The 20376-nt window shown below is 70.9% G+C and carries 19 protein-coding genes; 17 read left to right on the top strand and 2 right to left on the bottom strand.

The annotated features are described in order from the left end of the window. The 11 genes from murC to VGK78_RS19235 form a co-directional block, all read left to right on the top strand. The coding region (gene murC / locus VGK78_RS19285; RefSeq protein WP_331529361.1) for a UDP-N-acetylmuramate--L-alanine ligase at nucleotides 1-1390 on the top strand (1390 nt) is incomplete at its 5' end. Beyond that, nucleotides 1387-2154 carry a cell division protein FtsQ/DivIB gene (locus VGK78_RS19280; protein ID WP_331529360.1) on the top strand — a complete coding sequence of 256 codons (768 nt, stop codon included), beginning with the start codon at nucleotides 1387-1389 and terminating at the stop codon, nucleotides 2152-2154. The genes murC and VGK78_RS19280, both read left to right, overlap by 4 nt. 341 nt (nucleotides 2155-2495) lie before the next feature. Further along, entirely contained in the window at nucleotides 2496-3692 is a 1197-nt protein-coding gene (gene ftsZ, locus VGK78_RS19275) for a cell division protein FtsZ (RefSeq protein WP_331529359.1), read from the top strand. Nucleotides 3693-3721: 29 nt separating this feature from the next. Beyond that, entirely contained in the window at nucleotides 3722-4468 is a 747-nt protein-coding gene (locus tag VGK78_RS19270; protein WP_331529358.1) for a polyphenol oxidase family protein, read from the top strand. Then, the gene (locus VGK78_RS19265; protein ID WP_331529357.1) at nucleotides 4465-5163 is read left to right on the top strand and encodes a YggS family pyridoxal phosphate-dependent enzyme; all 699 of its coding nucleotides are present in this window, start codon (nucleotides 4465-4467) and stop codon (nucleotides 5161-5163) included. The genes VGK78_RS19270 and VGK78_RS19265 overlap by 4 nt, the downstream gene beginning before the upstream one ends. Before the next feature lie 90 nt (nucleotides 5164-5253). Further along, the gene (locus VGK78_RS19260; protein WP_331529356.1) at nucleotides 5254-5748 is read left to right on the top strand and encodes a cell division protein SepF; all 495 of its coding nucleotides are present in this window, start codon (nucleotides 5254-5256) and stop codon (nucleotides 5746-5748) included. 173 nt (nucleotides 5749-5921) lie between these two features. Then, nucleotides 5922-6686 carry a DivIVA domain-containing protein gene (locus VGK78_RS19255; protein WP_331529355.1) on the top strand — a complete coding sequence of 255 codons (765 nt, stop codon included), beginning with the start codon at nucleotides 5922-5924 and terminating at the stop codon, nucleotides 6684-6686. Between the two features lie 262 nt (nucleotides 6687-6948). Then, nucleotides 6949-7959, top strand: coding sequence for a TraR/DksA family transcriptional regulator (locus VGK78_RS19250; RefSeq protein WP_331529354.1), 1011 nt, complete (start codon nucleotides 6949-6951; stop codon nucleotides 7957-7959). Further along, nucleotides 7932-8483, top strand: a complete 552-nt coding sequence (gene lspA / locus VGK78_RS19245) for a signal peptidase II (protein ID WP_331529353.1) — start codon at nucleotides 7932-7934, stop codon at nucleotides 8481-8483. Before VGK78_RS19250 ends, lspA begins: the two co-directional genes overlap by 28 nt. Beyond that, complete coding sequence (locus tag VGK78_RS19240) at nucleotides 8480-9424, top strand: RluA family pseudouridine synthase (RefSeq protein ID WP_414690711.1); 945 nt, start codon at nucleotides 8480-8482, stop codon at nucleotides 9422-9424. The genes lspA and VGK78_RS19240 overlap by 4 nt, the downstream gene beginning before the upstream one ends. Further along, a complete protein-coding gene (locus tag VGK78_RS19235) occupies nucleotides 9411-9890 on the top strand; it encodes a GNAT family N-acetyltransferase (protein WP_331529352.1) in 480 nt (159 codons plus the stop codon). The genes VGK78_RS19240 and VGK78_RS19235 overlap by 14 nt, the downstream gene beginning before the upstream one ends. Before the next feature lie 266 nt (nucleotides 9891-10156). Here VGK78_RS19235 and VGK78_RS19230 read toward each other — a convergent pair whose 3' ends face one another. After that, nucleotides 10157-10612: a DUF1801 domain-containing protein gene (locus VGK78_RS19230; RefSeq protein WP_331529351.1), complete on the bottom strand. Its 456-nt coding sequence runs from the start codon at nucleotides 10610-10612 to the stop codon at nucleotides 10157-10159. A 181-nt stretch (nucleotides 10613-10793) separates the two neighbouring features. Here VGK78_RS19230 and VGK78_RS19225 point away from each other — a divergent pair, with 181 nt between their 5' ends. The 4 genes from VGK78_RS19225 to VGK78_RS19210 all read left to right on the top strand — a co-directional run bounded on the left by VGK78_RS19225 (nucleotide 10794) and on the right by VGK78_RS19210 (nucleotide 17119). Beyond that, nucleotides 10794-11069 (top strand): hypothetical protein, encoded by a 276-nt coding sequence (locus VGK78_RS19225; RefSeq protein ID WP_331529350.1) that lies wholly within the window; start codon nucleotides 10794-10796, stop codon nucleotides 11067-11069. Between the two features lie 179 nt (nucleotides 11070-11248). Then, nucleotides 11249-14812 (top strand): DNA polymerase III subunit alpha, encoded by a 3564-nt coding sequence (gene dnaE / locus VGK78_RS19220; protein WP_331529349.1) that lies wholly within the window; start codon nucleotides 11249-11251, stop codon nucleotides 14810-14812. Beyond that, nucleotides 14797-15405, top strand: a complete 609-nt coding sequence (locus tag VGK78_RS19215) for a hypothetical protein (RefSeq protein WP_331529348.1) — start codon at nucleotides 14797-14799, stop codon at nucleotides 15403-15405. The genes dnaE and VGK78_RS19215 overlap by 16 nt, the downstream gene beginning before the upstream one ends. A gap of 52 nt (nucleotides 15406-15457) precedes the next feature. Then, on the top strand, nucleotides 15458-17119 hold the full coding sequence (locus VGK78_RS19210; RefSeq protein ID WP_331529347.1) for a DUF3352 domain-containing protein: 1662 nt from the start codon (nucleotides 15458-15460) through the stop codon (nucleotides 17117-17119). Nucleotides 17120-17262: 143 nt separating this feature from the next. On the opposite strand, the gene VGK78_RS19205 is transcribed toward VGK78_RS19210, so the two are convergent. Next, a complete protein-coding gene (locus VGK78_RS19205) occupies nucleotides 17263-17928 on the bottom strand; it encodes an LON peptidase substrate-binding domain-containing protein (RefSeq protein WP_331529346.1) in 666 nt (221 codons plus the stop codon). 71 nt (nucleotides 17929-17999) lie between these two features. On the opposite strand from VGK78_RS19205, the gene hisD reads away from it, so the two are divergent. Continuing rightward, the gene (hisD, locus tag VGK78_RS19200) at nucleotides 18000-19295 is read left to right on the top strand and encodes a histidinol dehydrogenase (protein WP_331529345.1); all 1296 of its coding nucleotides are present in this window, start codon (nucleotides 18000-18002) and stop codon (nucleotides 19293-19295) included. Beyond that, nucleotides 19292-20371 carry a histidinol-phosphate transaminase gene (locus VGK78_RS19195; protein WP_331529344.1) on the top strand — a complete coding sequence of 360 codons (1080 nt, stop codon included), beginning with the start codon at nucleotides 19292-19294 and terminating at the stop codon, nucleotides 20369-20371. Before hisD ends, VGK78_RS19195 begins: the two co-directional genes overlap by 4 nt. Nucleotides 20372-20376 lie beyond the last annotated feature (5 nt).

Genomic DNA, 20376 nt, shown 5'->3' with positions numbered 1-20376 from the left:
GTCCGAGCTCGGGCGGGTGCACTTCGTCGGAGTGGGTGGAGCGGGGCTGTCCGCGATCGCCCGGATCATGGCGCAGCAGGGTGTGCCGGTGACCGGCAGCGACGACCAGGACACGCCGTTCCTGCCCGGGTTGCGCGAGCTCGGCGTACCGCTGCACCTGTCGTACGACGCCGCACACGTCGGTGACGCCGACACTCTCGTGGTCACCACCGCCGCACGCGACGACAACCCCGAGGTGCTCGAAGGACGGTCCCGGGGGCTGCGGATGCTGCCCCGCTCGGCGGGGCTCAAGGCGGCGATGGCCGGCCATCGGGTGGTCGCGGTCGCCGGGACCCACGGCAAGACCACTGCGACCTCGATGCTGACGATGGCGCTGCGCGCCGCCGGTGCGGAGCCGACGTACGCGGTCGGCGGGGTGCTCGCCGCGACCGGTCACAACGCCGAGGCCGGGCCCGGTGACCTGTTCGTGGCGGAGGCCGACGAGAGCGACGGGGCCTTCCTGGTCTACCGACCCGATGCCGCCCTGGTCACGAACGTGGACGCCGACCACCTCGACGTGTGGGGCACCGAGGAGGCCTACTCCGCAGCGTTCGCCGACTTCGTCGCAACGATCACCGACGGCGGGCTGCTGGTGCTGTGCGCCGACGACAGTGGTGCGGCCGCGCTGGCCGACGTCGGTCGCGAGCACGGCCTGGAGGTGGTGACCGTCGGCGAGACGAGCGGGTGCGACCTGCGCCTGGCGGACCTGGAGGTCACCGCGACCGTCTCGACGTTCGACGTCGTCGAGGCGGGCGACGTCCTCGGCCGGGTGCGGCTCCAGGTTCCCGGTCGGCACTACGCGCTCGACGCTGCGGGGGCTCTCGCCGTCGGGCTGCGGCTCGGGTTCGGCTTCGACGCGCTGGCTCGCGGCCTCGGGGAGTTCACCGGCACGGGGCGACGTATGGAGCTCAAGGGCGAGAGCGGCGGCGTGCGGGTCTACGACTCCTACGCGCACCACCCGGCCGAGATCACCGGTGACCTCGAGGCCGCGCGCGCCCTGGCCGGTGACGGCCGGCTGGTCGTGGCGTTCCAGCCCCATCTGGTCTCCCGGACCCGGACGTTCGGGCGCGCGATGGGGGAGTCGCTCGGTGCCGCCGACGAGGTCGTCGTCCTCGACGTGTACGTCGCGCGCGAGGAGCCGGACCCAGGGGTGACCGGTCGGCTGGTGGCGGACGCCGTGCCGCTGTCGCCCGAGCAGGTGCACTACGTGCCCGCCTTGGCCGGGGTGGCGGCAGAACTTGTCCGGCTCGCCCGGCCCGGTGACCTGGTTCTGACCCTCGGCGCCGGTAGCGTCACCGAGGTCGGTCCGCAGGTGCTGGCCCTGCTGTCGTCCTCGCCGGAGGTCTCGTGATCACGTTGCAGCGCACCCCTCTCAGAGGGAGCGAGCGGCGTGACCCGGCGAACCGGTCACGTCGGCGTTTCGTACGCCGGCAGTGGCTGCGTCGCTGGCTCGTCTGGCGCTACGTGATCGGGTCCGTGCTCCTGGTCGTGCTGTCGGTCGCCGGCGTCTGGCTGGTGTTCTTCAGCTCCACGCTGACCGTCAAGCATGTCGACGTGCAGGGCGAGTCGCTCCTCTCGCAGGAGCAGGTCCTCGCCGCCGCCAAGGTCCCGGTCGGCGCGCACCTGGCCGAGCTCGACCTGGGCGCGATCCGCACCCGGGTCGCCGGCCTGGCACCGGTCAAGCACGTCGACGTCTCCCGCGACTGGCCCGACGGCGTCCTGATCAAGGTCACCGAACGCCGGCCGGTCGCGGTGGTCCAGATCGGCGGGCGCTACCAGGCGATGGATGCCGACGGCGTGCTGTTCCGTACCTACCCCCGGCCGCCGGCCCACATGCCCCGCGTCGTCTCGCCGGCGACGATCAGCAGTGACGCCCTCGCCGAGGCCGCCCGGGTGATCGCCGCCCTGCCGCCCGGACTGGCCGCCCGCGTCGACCACGCCGGAGTCCGCAGCCTGGACCAGGTGACGCTGACGATGCGCAGCGGCGCCACGGTGCTCTGGGGCAGCGACGCCCAATCGGCGCTGAAGGCCGAGGTGCTCGTCCGGCTGCTCGCCCACCCGGCCCGCACCTACGACGTCAGCGTCCCGGGACAGCCGGTCACCAGCGGCGGCTGATCGACCGCGTCGCTGGCTGGGGGTGGACGGTTCATCACGCTGGGTGGGTGAGCGGCCGCTGGGCCAGCGGAACTCACCTGGCCCAGTGCCCCTTCGCCCACCCGACGCGATGAACCGTCCGGACCCCCGGCGTGTCTGCGCCGATCCACCACGACGAGTCCCTAACGTCGTCGGCAACACGAGGTTGACATAACTATAACCCTCCACTTGAGGGTGACGGTTGAGGGACACGCAGCCCCGTGGACTTCCCCAGGACATTCCCAGCCGTTCGTCGTACCCGGCGGACGGGACGAAGCAGTCGTCCGGCCGCCGGCCGGGTGCGATCACCGGAGGCTTGAACCGTGGCAGCAGCGCAGAACTACCTGGCCATCATCAAGGTGGTCGGCATCGGTGGCGGCGGGGTCAACGCCGTCAACCGGATGATCGAGGTGGGGCTCAAGGGCGTCGAGTTCATCGCGATCAACACCGACGCCCAGGCGCTCCTGATGAGCGACGCCGACGTCAAGCTCGACATCGGGCGCGAGCTCACCCGTGGTCTCGGCGCGGGCGCCAACCCCGAGGTCGGCGAGAAGGCCGCCGAGGACCACGCGGACGAGATCGAGGAGGTCATCAAGGGCGCCGACATGGTCTTCGTGACCGCGGGCGAAGGTGGTGGCACCGGCACCGGCGGCGCCCCGGTCGTGGCCCGGATCGCGCGCAGCCTGGGCGCCCTGACGATCGGCGTGGTGACGCGGCCGTTCGCCTTCGAGGGTCGTCGCCGGGCCAACTCCGCGGAGGAGGGCATCGCCAAGCTCCGCGAGGAGGTCGACACCCTGATCGTGATCCCGAACGACCGGCTGCTCTCGATCAGCGACCGGAGCGTCAGCGTCCTCGACGCGTTCAAGCAGGCCGACCAGGTGCTGCTGCAAGGTGTCAGCGGCATCACCGACCTGATCACCACGCCCGGGTTGATCAACCTCGACTTCGCCGACGTCAAGTCGGTGATGGCGAACGCCGGGTCGGCGCTGATGGGCATCGGCTCGGCCCGTGGCGACGACCGGTCGGTGTCCGCGGCCGAGATGGCGGTCTCGAGCCCGCTGCTGGAGGCGAGCATCGACGGGGCGCACGGCGTGCTGCTCTCGATCGCCGGCGGCTCCGACCTCGGCCTGTTCGAGATCAACGAGGCAGCGGCCCTGGTCTCGCAGGCTGCCCACCCCGATGCCAACATCATCTTCGGGGCGACGATCGACGACGCGCTCGGCGACGAGGTCCGGGTCACCGTGATCGCAGCCGGGTTCGACGGCGGCATGCCGAAGCGCCGGGAGCACGAGTCCGGGCTGCGTCGCAGCCAGCCTCAGCAGACCCAGGAGCAGACCCGGCAGGCGGCACAGGCGCTGGCGGCGAAGAAGGCGGGGGCGCCCGCCCCGGCCGAGTATCCGAGCGAGACCCACCGCGAGAGCGAGCGCGAGACCGTGAACGCCGGCGCCCGGCAGCAGCCCCAGCGGCCGCAGCTGGAGTTCGACGACGACGACCTCGACGTCCCCGACTTCCTGAAGTAGCCCGGGCCCGGCCTGTCATCATCGAGGAGTTGTACGCCGCACGCCTGACCTCCGGCCCCGTCGAGCTGGCCTTCACCGACCGGCACGGCGGGGTCAGTGGCGCGCCGTTCGACTCACTCAACCTCGGCTGGTCCGGCGGCGACGACCCTGAAGCCATGGCGGAGAACCACCGGCTGCTGATGGACGACTTCGCGCGCGACGGCGGTGTCGACCGGCTCGCCGAGCTCGGCCAGGTGCACGGCGACGACGTCGTGGTCGTCGGTCCCGAGGGCCCCCGCCACGACGTGCACGGTCATCTGCACGGCATCGGCGACGGGTTGGTCACCGCCGAACCGGGGATCACGCTGAGCGTGCGTGCCGCCGACTGTGCGCCGGTGCTTCTCGCGGACCACGACGTCGGCGTGATCGGAGCCTGTCACTGCGGACGCCCCGGGATCGCGGCCGGAATCGTCCCCGCGACCCTGGCCGCGATGCGCGACCTCGGCGCAGCGACCGTGACGGCCTGGCTCGGACCACACGTCTGCGGACGCTGTTACGAGGTGCCGTCGGCGTTGCAGGACGAGGTCGCCGACGTCGAGCCCGCCACCCGCGCCACCACGTCGTGGGGCACGCCGTCCCTCGACATCGGCGCCGGGGTCCGTGCGCAGCTCGAGCGTGAGGGCGTCGAGATCGTCGACCTCTCCCGGTGCACGTTCGAGTCGCCCGACCTGTTCTCCTACCGTCGCGAGGGCAAGCTCTCCGGCCGGCAGGCCGGCCTGATCCGGAGGCTGACGTGACTCGTCGCGACGACATCGCGGCCGGCCTCGACGACGTACGCCGGCGCATCGCCACCGCGGCGAGCACCGCCGGCCGAGACGCCGAAGACGTGACCCTGGTCGTCGTCACCAAGTTCTTCCCCGCCTCCGACGTCCGGCTGCTCGCCGAGCTCGGCGTGACCGACGTCGGGGAGAACCGCCACCCGGAGGCCGGCGACAAGCTCGCCGAGTGCGGCGACCTCGGCCTCCGCTGGCACTTCATCGGTGGGCTCCAGAGCAACAAGGCCGCCGCGGTCGCGTCGTACGCCGACGTCGTCGAGTCGGTCGACCGGGTCAAGCTGGTGAATGCGCTCAACCGAGGTGCCCACGAGCGCTCCCACGAGGTCGACGTACTCCTCCAGGTGAGCCTCGACCCCCCGGGACGCCACGGCCGGTCGGGTGCGGACGCCGCCGACCTCCCCGCGCTGGCCGACGCGGTCGAGGCCGCGGGGATGCTGACGCTGAGAGGACTGATGGCGATCGCTCCCCTGGACGAGAAACCGAAGGCGGCCTTCGAACGCCTGGCGGAGGTGCGGGCGACGTTCCTGGCGGACCGGCCGCAGGCGACCTGGCTCTCGGCGGGGATGAGCAACGACTTCGAGGCGGCCATCGAGGCGGGGGCGACACACGTGCGTGTCGGGTCCGCAATCCTCGGTGCGCGTCCGTCGATCAAGTAGCGTCACGACTACGACAGGGGCCCCGTTGTCGAGAGATGTGATCAGCAGGGTCGGCAGGCAGGGTCACCGGGAACCTGGAGGATGGAATCCATGAGCGGCGCGATGCGCAAGATCGGCGAGTACCTCGGCCTGCTCGAGGACACCGGCGTCTACGACGACGAGTACGACGAGCAGGGGTACGCCGACGCCGAGCGCCAGCCGCGGCGGTCCTCCGTGCCCGCCAAGGCCCAGCCCGCTCCGGTCGCCGACATCTCCCAGCGCCGCCGTTCCCACCCGTCGACCCCTGCCCCGGCCGTCGTGTCCGAGATGTCGCGGATCACGACCCTGCACCCGCGGACCTACAACGAGGCGCGCACGATCGGCGAGAACTTCCGCGACGGCGTACCCGTGATCATGAACCTCTCGGAGATGGACGACGCCGACGCCAAGCGGCTCGTCGACTTCGCCGCCGGACTGGTCTTCGCCACCCGCGGCAGCATCGAGCGGGTGACGGCCAAGGTCTTCCTGCTCTCCCCGCCGAATGTCTCGGTGGCGGCGGAGGAGAAGCAACGGATCGCCGAGGGCGGCTTCTTCAACCAGAGCTGAGCCCGACCCCCGCGCGATCCGATAGCCGCTGCGACCTGCAGTGACGCTCCCGGCGACCGCTGGGTAGGTCCCCGGCGACCTGGTCACGCCAGGAGTCTCCCGCCCGGCTGGGGAGGGGCTATTGTTCGACCGAAGACTTGTCAGTACCGCGAAACTAGGAATTGGGTGAGGTCATGCCGCTGACGCCTGAGGACGTGAGCAACAAGCGCTTTACTCCTGTCCGGCTCCGCGAGGGCTACGACATGGGCGAGGTGGACCAGTTCCTCGACGAGGTGGAGGCCGAACTCGCTCGGCTGACCCGCGAGAACGACGACCTCCGCGCGAAGCTCTCCGCGGCGCAGAGCGGTGCCGTCGACTCGGCGCCGGCCCCGATGCCGGAGCCACCGGCCCCGGAACCCGTGGCCGCGATGCCCGAGCCGGAACCGGTCCCGACCCAGCCGACACCCGCCGTCGGCGCCGTCGCCGGCGGGATCGAGACCATCCGGGTCGAGACCGTGGGCGACGCCTCCAACGCCGCCGCCCGTCTGCTCGAGCTGGCCAGCCGCAACGCAGACCAGCTCGTCGAGGACGCGAAGAGCGAGGCCGACAAGATCGTCGGCGAGGCGCGCACCAAGGCCGAGCGCCTCGAGGGCGAGTCGAAGTCGAACGCCGACAAGCTCGAGGCGGACGCCCGTGGCCGCGCCCAGTCGCTGGACGCCGAGACCGCCGAGCGTCGCGCCCAGCTGTTCGGCGACCTCGAGCGCGAGCGCGACGCCCTCTCCCACGAGGTCGACAACCTGCGGGCCTTCGAGCGGGAGTACCGCTCGCGTCTGAAGACCTACTTCAGCCAGCAGCTCGAGGCCCTCGAGACCTCCGGCTCGGCCGACCCGACGACGCACGACTCCGGCCTCGCCCAGCCGAAGCGGCTCCGCTCCGTCCTCGGCGACGACGAGGTCTGACCACACACGTCCCAGGCTTCTCGGACGGTCGGCACACCCACCGGTGCCGGCCGTCCGTCGTTCTCCCCCCGAAGGGTGGGTCGACGGCGGAACGACGTGGCCCGTCACGCCGGGCCCGACGCCGGGCCGGCCTCCCGCGGGCGTGCCTGCTTTGAGTGTGCCGTCCCGGGGCTATACCCTCCCGACGCACGGTGACACCCACGGGCGCCCCGCGGACCGCTTCATCCGTCCGCTGACGCGCTCCACGGCCCGGAAGGTTCCCATGGCTCGCAGCACGACCCGGTCGCTGGCCGGCAAGGCCGCCTCCGCCGCGCGCAAGGCGGTGTCGCGCCGGGGCTCCGGCTCGGGCTCCAGCAACGCCGAGGCCAACGGATCTGCCGCTCCGGCGAAGAAGACGGCTCCCAAGAAGGCTGCTCCCGCGAAGAAGGCTGCGGCGACGAAGGTCCCGGCGAAGAAGACTGCGGCGAAGAAGACCGCGGCGAAGAAGACCGCGGCGACGAAGGCGACACCGGCGAGGAAGACCGCCGCGACGAAGGCAGCACCCGCCAAGAAGGCACCCATGAAGAAGGCAGCGGCGAAGAAGGCGGCCGGAAAGAAGGCCCCAGCGGCCACCAAGGCCGTCCCCGCGAAGAAGGCTCCCGCGAAGAAGGCCTCGGCCACGAAGGCTCCCGCGAAGAAGGCTCCGACGACGGCTGCTCCGGCCAGGAAGACCGCGGCGAAGACGGCCCCGCCCGCCAAGAAGGCGGCTGCGACGAGGACCGCGCCCGCCAAGAAGGCTGCCACGAAGTCCGCGCCGCCGCCCCCTCAGACCGTCGCGAAGAAGGCTGCCCCGCCCACCAAGAAGGCCACGGCCGGGCGGCGCAGGGGTGCCGTCAACCCGGCCAGCCTGCCGGTCCTGCCCCGGGAGAAGCCGTGGACCAAGGCCGAGATCGACGAGGTCATCTCGGACCTGAACGACGACCGCGCCCGCGTGATCCGCACACTGGCCGCCCAGGAGGAGGAGCTGGCCGGGTTGATGCGCGACGCCGGTGACGGCGCCGGACACGACCAGGCCGACATGGGCGCGACCAGCTTCGAGCGTGACCAGGAGCTGACGCTGGTCAACAACGAACGCGAGAAGCTCGCGCAGATCGAGCGGGCCCTGGCCCGCATCGCCGACGGGACCTACGGCATCTGTGAGTCCTGCGGCAACCCCATCGGCAAGGGCCGGTCCATGGCGTTCCCCCGTGCCACACTGTGCCTGACATGCAAGCAACGCGAGGAACGTCGCTGAGTTCCACCGATCCCGCCGAGCACCCGACCACACCCAGCACGCGGCACCGGCTCCTCTTCGTCCTCGTCGCGCTCGCGGCGTACGCCGTCGACCTGGGGACCAAGCTGCTCGCGGTCGCCCACCTCGACCCGAACGACCCGGTGGAGGTCGTGGGCGACCTGCTGCGACTCGACCTGGTCCGTAACCCGGGTGCGGCCTTCAGCACCGGGACGTCGTACACGCTGATCCTGACGGCGATCGCGGTGATCGCCGCCGGAGTCGTGATCCGGTTCGGGCGGAGGCTCGGCGACCGCATCTGGGCGATCGCGCTCGGGATGCTCCTCGCCGGGGTCTGCGGCAACCTGACCGACCGGATCTTCCGTGAGCCCAGCTTCCTGCGCGGGCATGTAGTCGACTTCCTCGAGCTGCCGCACTGGCCGGTGTTCAACGTCGCCGACATGCTGATAGACGCTGCGGTCGTCCTGATCATCATCCAGACCTGGCGGGGCATCGGCATCACCGGCGCCCGCCACTCGCGGTCGTGAGCGTGTCCGACGGCGCGGAGCAGCGGGTCGTCTTCGTCCCCGAGGGACTTGCGGGAGAGCGGGTCGACGCCGCCATGGCGCGGATGTTCGGGCTCTCGCGGACCCGGGCCGCGTCGTTGATCACCGACGGTCACGTGCGCGTGGACGGCGACCTGGCCGGCAAGAGCGACCGCGTCCACCCCGGCGCCGTGCTCGAGGCGACGCTGCCCTCCGTCGCCGACCCGCTCGAGGTCGAGCCCGAGCTGGTGGAGGGCATCCGGATCATCCACGACGACGACTCGATCGTGGTCCTGGACAAGCCGGTCGGGATCGCCGTGCACCCGTCACCCGGCTGGTCCGGTCCGACGGTGGTCGGTCATCTCGCGGCGGCCGGCTTCCGGATCGCGACCAGTGGCGCGTCCGAGCGGCAGGGCATCGTGCAGCGGCTCGACGTCGGGACGTCGGGGGTGATGGTGATCTGCAAGGGGGAGCGCGCCTACTCCGTGCTCAAGAACGCCTTCCGGCACCGCACCGTCGACAAGGTCTACCACGCGCTCGTGCAGGGGCATCCCGATCCGCTGACGGGCACCATCGACGCGCCGATCGGCCGTCACCCGAAGGCCGACTACAAGTTCGCGGTGATGGCCGACGGCCGGCACAGCGTGACCCATTACGAGACGCTCGAGGCACACCGGTTCGCCTCGCTGATCGAGGTGCACCTCGAGACCGGGCGGACCCATCAGATCCGCGTGCACATGAGCGCCCTCAAGCACCCGTGCGTCGGCGATCTGACCTATGGCGCCGACCCCACGCTCGCCCGACGGGTGGGGCTCGAGCGGCAGTGGCTGCACGCCGTGCGCCTCGGGTTCGAGCACCCGGACTCGGGCGCCTACGTCGAGTACGAGTCGCCGTACCCGGACGACCTCGCGCACGCCCTGGAGGTCATCCGTGACGCACACTGAGTCCGAGGTCGCGAACGTGCGGCAGGCCGGTCCCGATGACGCCGTCGCCATCGCCGACCTCTACACGCTGGCCCGGATCCACGCCGTCCCCCAGATGCCGCCGGCCCTGCACACCAATGCCGAGGACCGCGCCTATGTCGCACGCCGGGTCAGCGAGGACGACGTGACCATGTGGGTGGCCGAACGCGGCGACGAGCTGCTCGGCTTCGCCACCTGCACGCCGAACTTCCTCGACTCTCTCTACATCCGCCCCGACCTCAAGGGTCAGGGCATCGGGTCTCTGCTGCTCGACGTCGTCGAGGCCACGCACCCCGACGGCTACGAGCTGTGGGTGTTCGAGTCGAACGTCGGAGCCCGGCGGCTGTACGAACGCCGCGGCCTGGTCGAGGTCGAGCGCACCGACGGCTCCGGCAACGAGGAGAAGGCGCCGGACATCCGGATGGCATGGCGACCACCGACCTCGTGACCGACCTGGCGCGCGCCGCGGTTGTCCGGGGGCGGCACCGGGTACCGGCCGGGCATGGAGACACCGAGCGACAAGCCCACCGAGGAGAGCCCGGCCCCCGAGCCGGACGACCACCCTTCGGCGCCCCCGAGTGACGACCCCGGGAGCCAGGAGGACCCGGGAGACGAGTGACCGTCTCGGACCGTGGCGGGAAGCTCGAAGATCCGACGTACGCGGTACGTCGGATCCTCGAGTCCGCTGCGGGGCAGTGGAGCGCCCACCGGGCCTCAGCCCACGGCCCGCTTCACCAGGTCCGCGACCCTCTTCTCGTCCGCCTTCGTGAGCTGGGTGATCGCGAACTCCGTCGGCCAGACGTTCCCGTCGTCCAGGTCGGCGATGTCGCTGAAGCCCATGGTGGCGTAGCGGGTCTTGAACTTCGCCGCGGCCTTGAACCAGCAGAGCACCTTCCCGTCCTGGGCGTACGCCGGCATCCCGTAGTAGGTCCTGACCGTCAGCTCCGGCGCCGTCTCTGTGACGATGGCGTGGACGCGCTCGGCGAGGATGCGGTCGGCTTCGGGCATCTCCGCGATCTTGTCGAGGCAGGCCTGAGCCTCGTCGGCCGCCTTCGCGGCGCCCTTGCCGCCGGCGCGCTTGATCTCCGCCGCGTGCTCCTTCATCGCGGCCCGCTCCTCGTCGGTCCAGCCGGCGGCGTTCGTGCTCTCGGTGGTGGCCTTCGTCGCCATGTCCTCTCCTCCTGCAGCTTCTCGGTCTTGGGTGAGCACGAGCCTAGGCAGCGTCCCGCAAGGGGCGCTTCTCGAATCCTGACCACTCGCCGGCTCGTTTCGGTACGACGCACGTGGGTACGGCTCGAACGCGACTCATGGGAGTCGAGGCACGTCGGCGGGGATCGATGGGAGGAGCGACATGGCACGCGAGCGGCGCAGGGACCGCAGTCGAAGCGACAGCCGTGGCAACGGCGGGGACAACGGTGGGGAGGACGACCTGCACCGGCAGATCCTCGACTTGCTCCTCGACAAGGTCCGCGACGACCCGTACCCGTCCACGACCCATCTCGACCTGATCGAGCAGATCATCCGGGACGACGAGACCGACGAGTACGCCAGCATCCTGATGGAAAGGGTCAGCGGCGAGCACTACCCCAGCCTGGACATCCTCCGCCGCCTCCAGAACTACGCCTGACCCGGTCACGCGCCCGCGCGTCCGTGAGGGCGTGGCTGTCGGTGCGCCCTGCCAGGATCACTCACGTGGTCGCGTAGGCTGGCGTCCTTCCCCCAGCTGGTCCGTCCAGGCCGAGCGTCAGCCTGCCCGACCGCCTGAACCTGACCGCACAGCTGCCGCTGAGGAGAGCCTCCCCACCCATGTCGTCCGGGTCCGCATCCGCCGCCGCTCGTGGAGACTTCGTCCACCTCCACGTCCACACCGAGTACTCCATGCTCGACGGCGCGGCCCGCCTCGACGACCTCTTCCGGCGTACCTCCGAGCTCGGCATGAGCGCGATCGCGATGACCGACCACGGCAACGTCTTCGGCGCCTACGACTTCTACAGCAAGGCCCAGGCGGCCGGCATCAAGCCGCTGATCGGCATGGAGGCCTACCTGGCCCCCAACACCAGCCGCTTCGAGAAGAAGCGCGTCCGGTGGAACGACGGCGGCGACGACGACGTCAGCGGGTCCGGTGCCTACACCCACATGACCCTGCTGGCCGAGAGCACCGCCGGCATGCACAACCTGTTCCGGCTCTCCAGCCGGGCCAGCATGGAGGGCTACTACTACCAGCCGCGCGCCGACCGCGAGCTCCTGGCCGAGTACGCCGCGGGGCTGATCGGAACGACCGGGTGCCCGTCCGGCGAGGTCCAGACCTGGCTGCGCATCGGCGACTACGGCAAGGCCCGCGACGCGGCTGCCGAGTTCCAGGACATCCTCGGTCGCGACAACTACTTCATCGAGCTGATGGACCACGACCTGGTCATCGAGAAGCGGGTGCGCGACGGCCTGCTCCAGCTCAGCCGCGACCTCGCGATCCCGGTGATCGCGACCAACGACTCCCACTACGTCATGCGCGAGGACGCGCCGGCCCACGAGCACCTGCTGTGCGTCTCGTCCGGGTCGGTGATGAGCGACCCCAAGCGCTTCAAGCTCGACGGCGACGGCTACTACATCAAGTCCGCGGCCGAGATGCGCGAGCTGTGGGAGGGCAAGCACGGCCTGAAGGAGGCGTGCGACAACACCCTCCTGATCGCCGAGCGCTGCGAGGTGAGCTTCACCGAGGGCAACGGCACCTACATGCCGCGCTTCCCGGTGCCCGAGGGCCACACCGAGGAGTCGTGGTTCCGCCAGGAGGTCGAGACCGGTCTCAGGCGCCGCTACCCCGGCGGCATCTCCACCCCCGTCCGCGAGCGCGCCGACTTCGAGATGGACGTCATCCTCCAGATGGGCTTCCCGGGCTACTTCCTGGTGGTCGCCGACTTCATCAACTGGGCCAAGGACAACGGCATCCGCGTCGGCCCGGGCCGCGGCTCGGGGGCGGGCTCGATGTGCGCCTACGCGATGCGCATCACCGACCTCGACCCGCTCGAGCACGGCCTGCTGTTCGAGCGCTTTCTCAACCCCGAGCGCGTCTCGATGCCCGACTTCGACATCGACTTCGACGAGCGTCGGCGCGGCGAGGTGATCCGCTACGTCACCGAGAAGTACGGCGAGGACCGCGTCTCGATGATCGTCACCTACGGCACGATCAAGGCCAAGCAGGCCGTCAAGGACTCCAGCCGCATCCTCGGTTATCCCTTCGCGATGGGCGACCGGATCACCAAGGCGATGCCCGCGGCGGTGATGGGCAAGGACATCCCGCTCAAGGACATCTTCGACCGCGAGCACAAGCGGTACGGCGAGGGCGCGGAGTTCCGCTCGCTGTACGAGTCCGACCACGACGTCAAGACCGTCGTCGACACCGCGATCGGGCTCGAGGGGCTGAAGCGGCAGTGGGGCGTCCATGCCGCCGGGGTGATCATGTCGAGCGAGCCCCTGCTCGACATCATTCCGCTGATCCGGCGGCCGCAGGACGGCGCGATCATCACCCAGTTCGACTACCCGATGTGCGAGCACCTCGGGCTCATCAAGATGGACTTCCTGGGGCTGCGCAACCTCACGGTCCTCGACGACACCGTCGCGAACATCGAGCGCAACCGCGGTGAGACGGTCGTCCTGGAGGACCTCGCCCTCGACGACCCCGCGACGTACGCCCTCATGCAGCGCGGCGACACGCTCGGAGTCTTCCAGCTGGACGGCGGGCCGATGCGGGCCCTGCTCCGGTCGATGCGGCCCGACCAGTTCGCCGACATCTGCGCGGTCGGTGCGCTCTACCGGCCCGGCCCGATGGGCATGGACTCCCACAACAAGTACGCGCGGCGCAAGACCGGTCGGGAGCCGATCGAGCCGATCCACCCCGAGCTCGCGGAGCCGCTCGAGGAGATCCTCGGCGAGACCTACGGCCTGACCGTCTACCAGGAGCACGTGCTCGCGATCGTCCGCAAGGTCGCCGGATACTCGCTCGGCCAGGCAGACCTGCTGCGCAAGGCGATGGGCAAGAAGAAGAAGGAGATCCTCGACGCCGAGTACGTGCCGTTCGAGGCCGGCATGCTCGCCAACGGCTACTCCAAGAGCGCGATCAAGACGCTCTGGGAGGTCCTGGTGCCGTTCAGCGACTACGCCTTCAACAAGGCGCACGCCGCGGCGTACGGCCTGGTCTCCTACTGGACGGCGTACCTCAAGGCGAACTACCCCGCCGAGTACATGGCCGCGCTCCTGACGTCCGTCAAGGACGACAAGGACAAGATGGCGATCTACCTCAACGAGTGCCGCCGGATGAAGATCCAGGTGCTCCCGCCCGACGTCAACGAGTCCGACGCCACCTTCACCCCGGTCGGCACCGACATCCGCTTCGGCCTCACCGCCATCCGCAACGTCGGCGCGAACGTCGTCGACAAGATCGTCGAGGCGCGGGTGGCGCGGGGCCGCTACGAGCACTTCAACGACTTTCTCGACAAGGTCGACCCGCTGGCCTGCAACAAGCGGGTGATCGAGTCGCTGATCAAGGCCGGCGCCTTCGACGAGATGAAGCACAAGCGGCGTGCGCTGGTGGCGATCCACGAGCAGGCCGTCGACCGCTACGCGTCGATCAAGAAGGACTCCGGCGGCGGCCAGGACTCCCTCTTCGACGACCTGATGGGCGGGGCCGACTCCGTGCCGATCTTCGACATGACCGTCGCCGTCCCCGACATCGACGAGTGGGACAAGATGACCCTGCTCGGGCACGAGCGCGAGATGCTCGGGCTCTACGTCTCCGACCATCCGCTGATGGGGCTCGAGCAGGTCCTGGCCGGGGCCTCCGACTGCAGCATCGGGCAGCTCCTGCTCGACGAGGAGCGTCCCGACGGCAGTCCGATCCAGGTGACCGGCCTGATCACCGCGGTCCAGCGGAAGATCACCCGCAAGGGCGACACCTGGGCGGTCGTCACCATCGAGGACCTCGACGGCGCGATCGACGTGCTGATGTTCCCCGGCACCTATCAGCTCGCCGGCGGTCTGCTCGCCGAGGACGCCATCGTCACCGTGCGCGGCAAGCTCTCCCGGAGCAAGGACCAGCCGGAGATCCGCGGCGAGGAGGTCACCGTTCCCGACCTCGAGGACGGTCCGTCGGGCCCGGTCGTGGTGAGCCTGCCGATCACCCGGTGCACGCCACCGGTGGTCGACCAGCTCAAGGAGGTGCTCCGCACCCACCCCGGCGTCACCGAGGTGCACCTGCGCCTGCGCGGCCGGGACGGCACCAAGGTGCTCCGGGTCGACGACACCTTCCGGGTGGCCGCCGGCGCACCGCTGTTCGCCGACCTCAAGCAGCTCCTCGGCCCGGGATGCCTGAGCGGATGAACGACCCCCACCCATCGAGGAGGCCCGGGCTCCTCGCCTCGGGCGGCCCGGTGCGGCCCGCGCTCCTCATCCTGCTGACGTACGCCGTGCTGGGTGCGGTCGCCGGCGTCGTCTGGCAGTGGGTCTGGACCCCGCCCGGTCAGGTCATCGACCACCACCAGGTGCTCTACGACAGCTACGCCTCGCTCCGCCGCGTGTTCACCGGCACCGGCCTGTACGCGCTGGTGGCCGCCGTCACCAGCGCCCTGGTGGCCCTCGCCGTGACCCTGCTGACGCGCGGTCGCGAGCTGCTGGTCCTGGCGCTCGTCGTGGTCGGATCCGCGCTCGCCGCGGCGCTGATGTGGCGGGTCGGGACCCTCCTCGGTCCCGCCGACCCGGCCGCGGTCGCCGCGCACACGGCCGGGCGCGCATCGGTCCCCGGCCAGCTGCAGGTGTCGGGGAAGAGCCCCTACCTGGCATGGCCGATGACGTCGCTGTTCGTGCTCGCGCTGGTCTACTTCGCGCTACCGGGATCGTTCGCCCACCACCGCGGCGACGACACGGGCGCGAGCGATCGTCCCGAAGCCGACGTCCCGGGGCCTCGGCACGGGTAGGCTGCCCGCCGCACACGTCGTACCACGCGTTTCTCACGGGGAAGTTGACGCCATGTCCGAGCACCAGCCGCCTGGCGGCACGCCCGAGTATCTCGAGTACGGCAGTGGCGACCCCCTGCCCCCCGAGCAGCCGACCGCAACGGACGCTCCGCGGCCACGCCGTCGCCGTCGCGCATGGTGGATCGGCGGCGGCGTCGTGGCGCTGCTGGGCCTCGGCGCGGGTGCTTGGGCGGCGCTGAACTTCTTCCAGCAGGGCGCCCAGCCCGCCGAGGCGCTGCCGGCGTCGACCGTGGCCTACCTGAGCATCGACCTCGACCCCGCCGGGGGACAGAAGATCGACGCGTTCCGGACGCTGAACAAGTTCCCCGCCTTCAAGAACGAGGTCGGTGTCAACAGCGTCGACGACATCCGGCGCAAGGTCGGTGAGTCGATGCTCTCGGACACCGGTTGCACGAATCTCACCTATGACCACGACATCGAGCCGTGGCTGGGCGAGCGCGCGGCCGTGGCAGCCGTGGACGACGGCGGCAGCAGTCCCGACATGGTCGTCGTCGTGCAGGTGACCGACGAGGGGAAGGCCCGCGACGCGATCGCGGCGATCGACGCGTGCGACCACCAGGAGGACACGGCGGGCTTCGTCATCCATGACGGTTGGGCCGTGGTCGCGCAGTCGCAGAAGGTGGCCGACGAGGTGTCCGCCGCTGCCGGCAAGGGCACGCTGGCCGATGACGCGACGTACCAGAAGTGGACCAAGGCGGTCGGCGAGGCCGGAGTGCTCAACGCCTACGCCTCACCGGACGCCGGGCGTGTCCTCGCCGAGCAGCTGCAGGGCTCCTTCCTCGCCCCGGACCTGAACACCTTCGGCAGCAGCTCCGGGCTGGCGCAGTCCAGCGCCTACCAGCTGACGACGCCAGGCGGTGACAACCCGCTCACCCAGGCGCTGTCCGGGTTCAAGGGCGCGGCCGCCACGCTGCGGTTCACCGGCGACGGCCTCGAGTTCGCCGTGGCCGCCGACGGACGTGCGCCGCAGCTCTCCGACCTCACCGGCACCACCGGTGGTGCGCTCGTCCAGCGGCTTCCGGACGACACCGCCGCGGCCGCCGGCCTCAGCTTCCCGCAGGGCTGGCTCGACCGCTATCTCGACCAGGTGACCTCCATGTTCGGCAGCGGCATGTCGAAGGAGGACGCGATGCGGGAGCTGTCGGCCGAGACCGGGCTCGACGTGCCCGGCGACCTCGAGACCCTGCTCGGCTCGGGAGTCTCCGTCTCGATCGGCGACGACTTCGACCTCGAGGCCGCCGAGAACTCCGCCGACGGCAGCGGGCTCCCGATCGCCGTGACGGTCAAGGGCGACCCGGCCGCGATCGAGCAGGTGCTGGACAAGATCCGGGCCAAGACCGGCGACCTGCCGTTCCTCGGCTCCGACTCGGGAGACGGCCTGGTGGCGATCGGGCCCTCCGCGGACTACCGCCAGCACGTGCTCGACGGCGGCGGTCTGGGCGACAGCGACGCCTTCACCTCCGTGGTGCCCGACGCGGGCAACGCGAGCTCACTGTTCTACGTCGACATCGACGCGCTGGAGCCGTCGATCAAGAAGGCCGCCGCGGGGGACCAGGAGACCCTCGACAACGTCACGCCGCTGCGGTCCGTCGGCGCGTCGTCGTGGACCGACGGTGACGTGTTCAAATTCTCGTTCAAGATCTCGACGAACTGAGCCGCGCAGCGGCGCGCGAGGAACGAGCTCTCGTTCCGGTGGTTGAGGAGCGAGCTCTGCTTCTGGTGGTGGAGGAGCGAGCTCTGCGAGCGTCTCGAAACCGCCCACGCTGACCGCTCGTTCCTCGCAGTCAGCTGCGCGTCTCAATTAGGCGACCAGCGGGTCCGGGCGATCTCGGTGGCCGGCAGCGACGGGATGACGCGCATCGTGCGCAGCTCCGCGCGGAGCGCGTCGGTGGCCATCCGCAGGCGGGCGTCGGCGTCCTCGGCCTCGAGCAGCGCCTGGCGCTGCGCGAGGGTCAGCGGGGCGAGCGCGGCCAGCGCCCAGGAGAGGTACGCCGGGTCGCGTGGCAGCTCGGCGGCCGGCGGCTCCCGGTCGATCTCGAGCAGGGCCTCGCGGTACGCCGCGAAGGTGACCCGCGCGGCCTCGGCGACGGCGTCGGGGACGGAGACCTCGTGCTCCGCCAGCGGGACCACCCGGCCGACGGGGTAGGCACCACTGGTGTCCAGGTGCTCCAGCTCGATCCGGTCGAGCCCGACCGCGACCAGCTCGAAGGTGCCGTCGGCGTGGGCCTCGACCTCGGTCATCTTCACCCGGCACCCGACCCGGAACACCCACTGGGCGCCGTGCTCGCCGACCTCGTACCCCTCGCGGATGCCCACCGAGCCGAACACCCGCTCGGTCGGGTCCTCGACCCGCAGCAGGTGGTGCACCAGGGCGCGGTACCGGTCCTCGAAGACCCGCAGCGGCACGCTCATGCCGGGGAACAGCACCGTGTTCAGGGGGAACATCGGGAGCGTGTCGCTCATGGGTTCACGGTAGCCGTCCACCCAGAGAGGCCGTGGCCGAAGGAGCGGCGCGTCACGCCTAGACTTTTCGGGTGATCAGACGCATCGACCTGCGGGGCAGCACGTCGTCGGACTACCGCGACGCGGTGCCGCGCGCGGAGCTCGACGTCGACGCCGCCGTCGAGGCGGTGCGCCCGATCTGCGAGGCCGTCCGGACCGGCGGGGCGGAGGCGATCCGGGAGCTGTCCCTGCGGTTCGACGGGGTCGCGCCCGAGCAGTTGCGCGTCCCGAGGGAGGCTCTCGACCGGGCACTCGCGGAGCTGGACCCGGCCGTGCGGTCCGGGCTGGAGGAGTCGATCGCGCGGCTGCGACGTACCTGTGAGGCCGAGCTCGAGCATGACGTCACCACGTCGCTCGGTGAGGGGGCGACGGTCACCCACCGGATGGTGCCGGTCCGCCGGGTGGGGCTCTACGCGCCGGGCGGGCTTGCGCCGCTGGTCTCGAGCGTGGTGATGAACGTCGTCCCGGCGCAGGTCGCCGGAGTGTCCTCGATCGCGCTGGCCAGCTCACCTCGCAAGGACCACGACGGCCTGCCCGAGCCGACCATCCTCGCGGCGTGCGCACTGCTCGGGGTCGACGAGGTGTACGCCGTCGGCGGCGCGCAGGCGATCGCGATGTTCGCCTACGGCGCGGGCGAGTGCGAGCGGGTCGACCTGGTCACAGGTCCGGGGAACATCTACACGGTCGCGGCGAAGCGACTGCTCAAGGGAAGGGTCGGCATCGACGCCGAGGCCGGGCCGACCGAGATCGCGATCCTCGCCGACGACGGCGCCGACGCGGCGTACGTCGCCGCCGACCTGGTCAGCCAGGCCGAGCACGACCCGCAGGCGGCCAGCGTCCTGGTCACCGACTCGCTGCGACTCGCCGACGACGTGGAGGCGGAGCTCGAGAAGCAGGTGCTGGCCACCCGGCACACCGACCGGATCCGGACCGCTCTGGGCGGGCAGCAGTCCGGGATGGTGCTGGTCGACGACCTCCAGCAGGGACTCGAGGTCGTCGACGCCTACGCGGCCGAGCACCTCGAGATCCAGACCGCCGACGCGGCGGCGGTTGCGGCCCGGGTGCGCAACGCCGGCGCGATCTTCGTCGGGCCGTTCGCGCCGGTGTCGCTCGGCGACTACTGCGCGGGCTCCAACCATGTGCTGCCCACCGGCGGCTGCGCCTGCCACTCGTCGGGGTTGTCGGTGCGGTCGTTCCTGAAGGCGGTGCACGTGGTCGACTACAGCCGCGAGGCGCTGGCCGAGGTGGCCGACCACGTCGTGACGCTGGCCGACGCGGAGGACCTGCCCGGCCACGGCGAGGCGGTCCGGGTCAGGTTCAGCCGATGACGCCTTCCCTGCCGGTGCGGGAGGAGCTGTGCGGCATCGAGCCCTACGGCGCCCCACAGCTCGACGTCCCGGTCCTGCTCAACGTCAACGAGAACCCCTACCCGCCGGGGCCGTCGGTGGTGGCCGACATCGAGCGCTCGGTGGCCGAGGCCGCCCGTGGCCTGAACCGCTACCCCGACCGCGAGTTCCTCGCCCTGCGGGAAGCGCTGGCGGCCTACCTCGGGCACGGCGTCACGCCGGCCCAGGTCTGGGCCGCGAACGGTTCGAACGAGGTGATGCTCCACCTGCTGCAGGCGTTCGGCGGACCCGGGCGTCTGGCGCTGAGCTTCGCGCCGACGTACTCGATGTATCCCGAGTACGCCCGCGACACCCACACCGGCTGGGAGGTCGGTCACCGCGAGCAGGACTTCACCCTCGACCCCGGCCGCGCCGTCGCGCTGGTCCGGGAGCGGCGACCACACGTCGTACTCCTGCCGTCGCCGAACAACCCGACCGGCACCGCCTTGCCGCACGACGTGATCGGCCTGCTCTGCGAGGAGCTCGACCAGGGCGTGCTGGTCGTCGACGAGGCGTACGCCGAGTTCCGGCGCGCAGGAACGCCCAGCGCGCTGGAGCTGCTCCCGGCGTACCCGAACCTGGTCGTGACCCGCACCATGAGCAAGGCGTTCGCGCTCGCCGGTGCCCGCGTCGGATATCTGGCGGCCGCCCCCGAGGTGTGCGACGCGTTGCGGGTGGTCCGGCTGCCCTACCACCTGTCGGCGATCACCCAGGCCGTCGCGGGGGCTGCGCTGCGCCACGCCGACGAGCTGCTCGCAGCCGTCGACCGGCTCCGCGAGGAGCGCGACGAGACGGTGGCCTGGCTCCGCGCCCAGGGCTTCGACGTCGCTGACAGTGACGCCAACTTCGTGCTGTTCGGGACGTTCCCCGACCGGCACGCCGTCTGGCAGGGCCTGCTCGACCGCGGCGTCCTGATCCGGGAGGTCGGGCCCGACGGCTGGCTGCGGGTCTCGATCGGCACGGCCGCCGAGATGGCAGCATTCCGGGAAGCACTGACCACTGTGATGAAGACGGAATGAAAGAG

This window comes from Nocardioides sp. (assembly GCF_036503465.1).
Classification (GTDB): Bacteria; Actinomycetota; Actinomycetes; order Propionibacteriales; family Nocardioidaceae; genus Nocardioides.
This window is presented reverse-complemented; position numbering and strand designations above follow the sequence as displayed.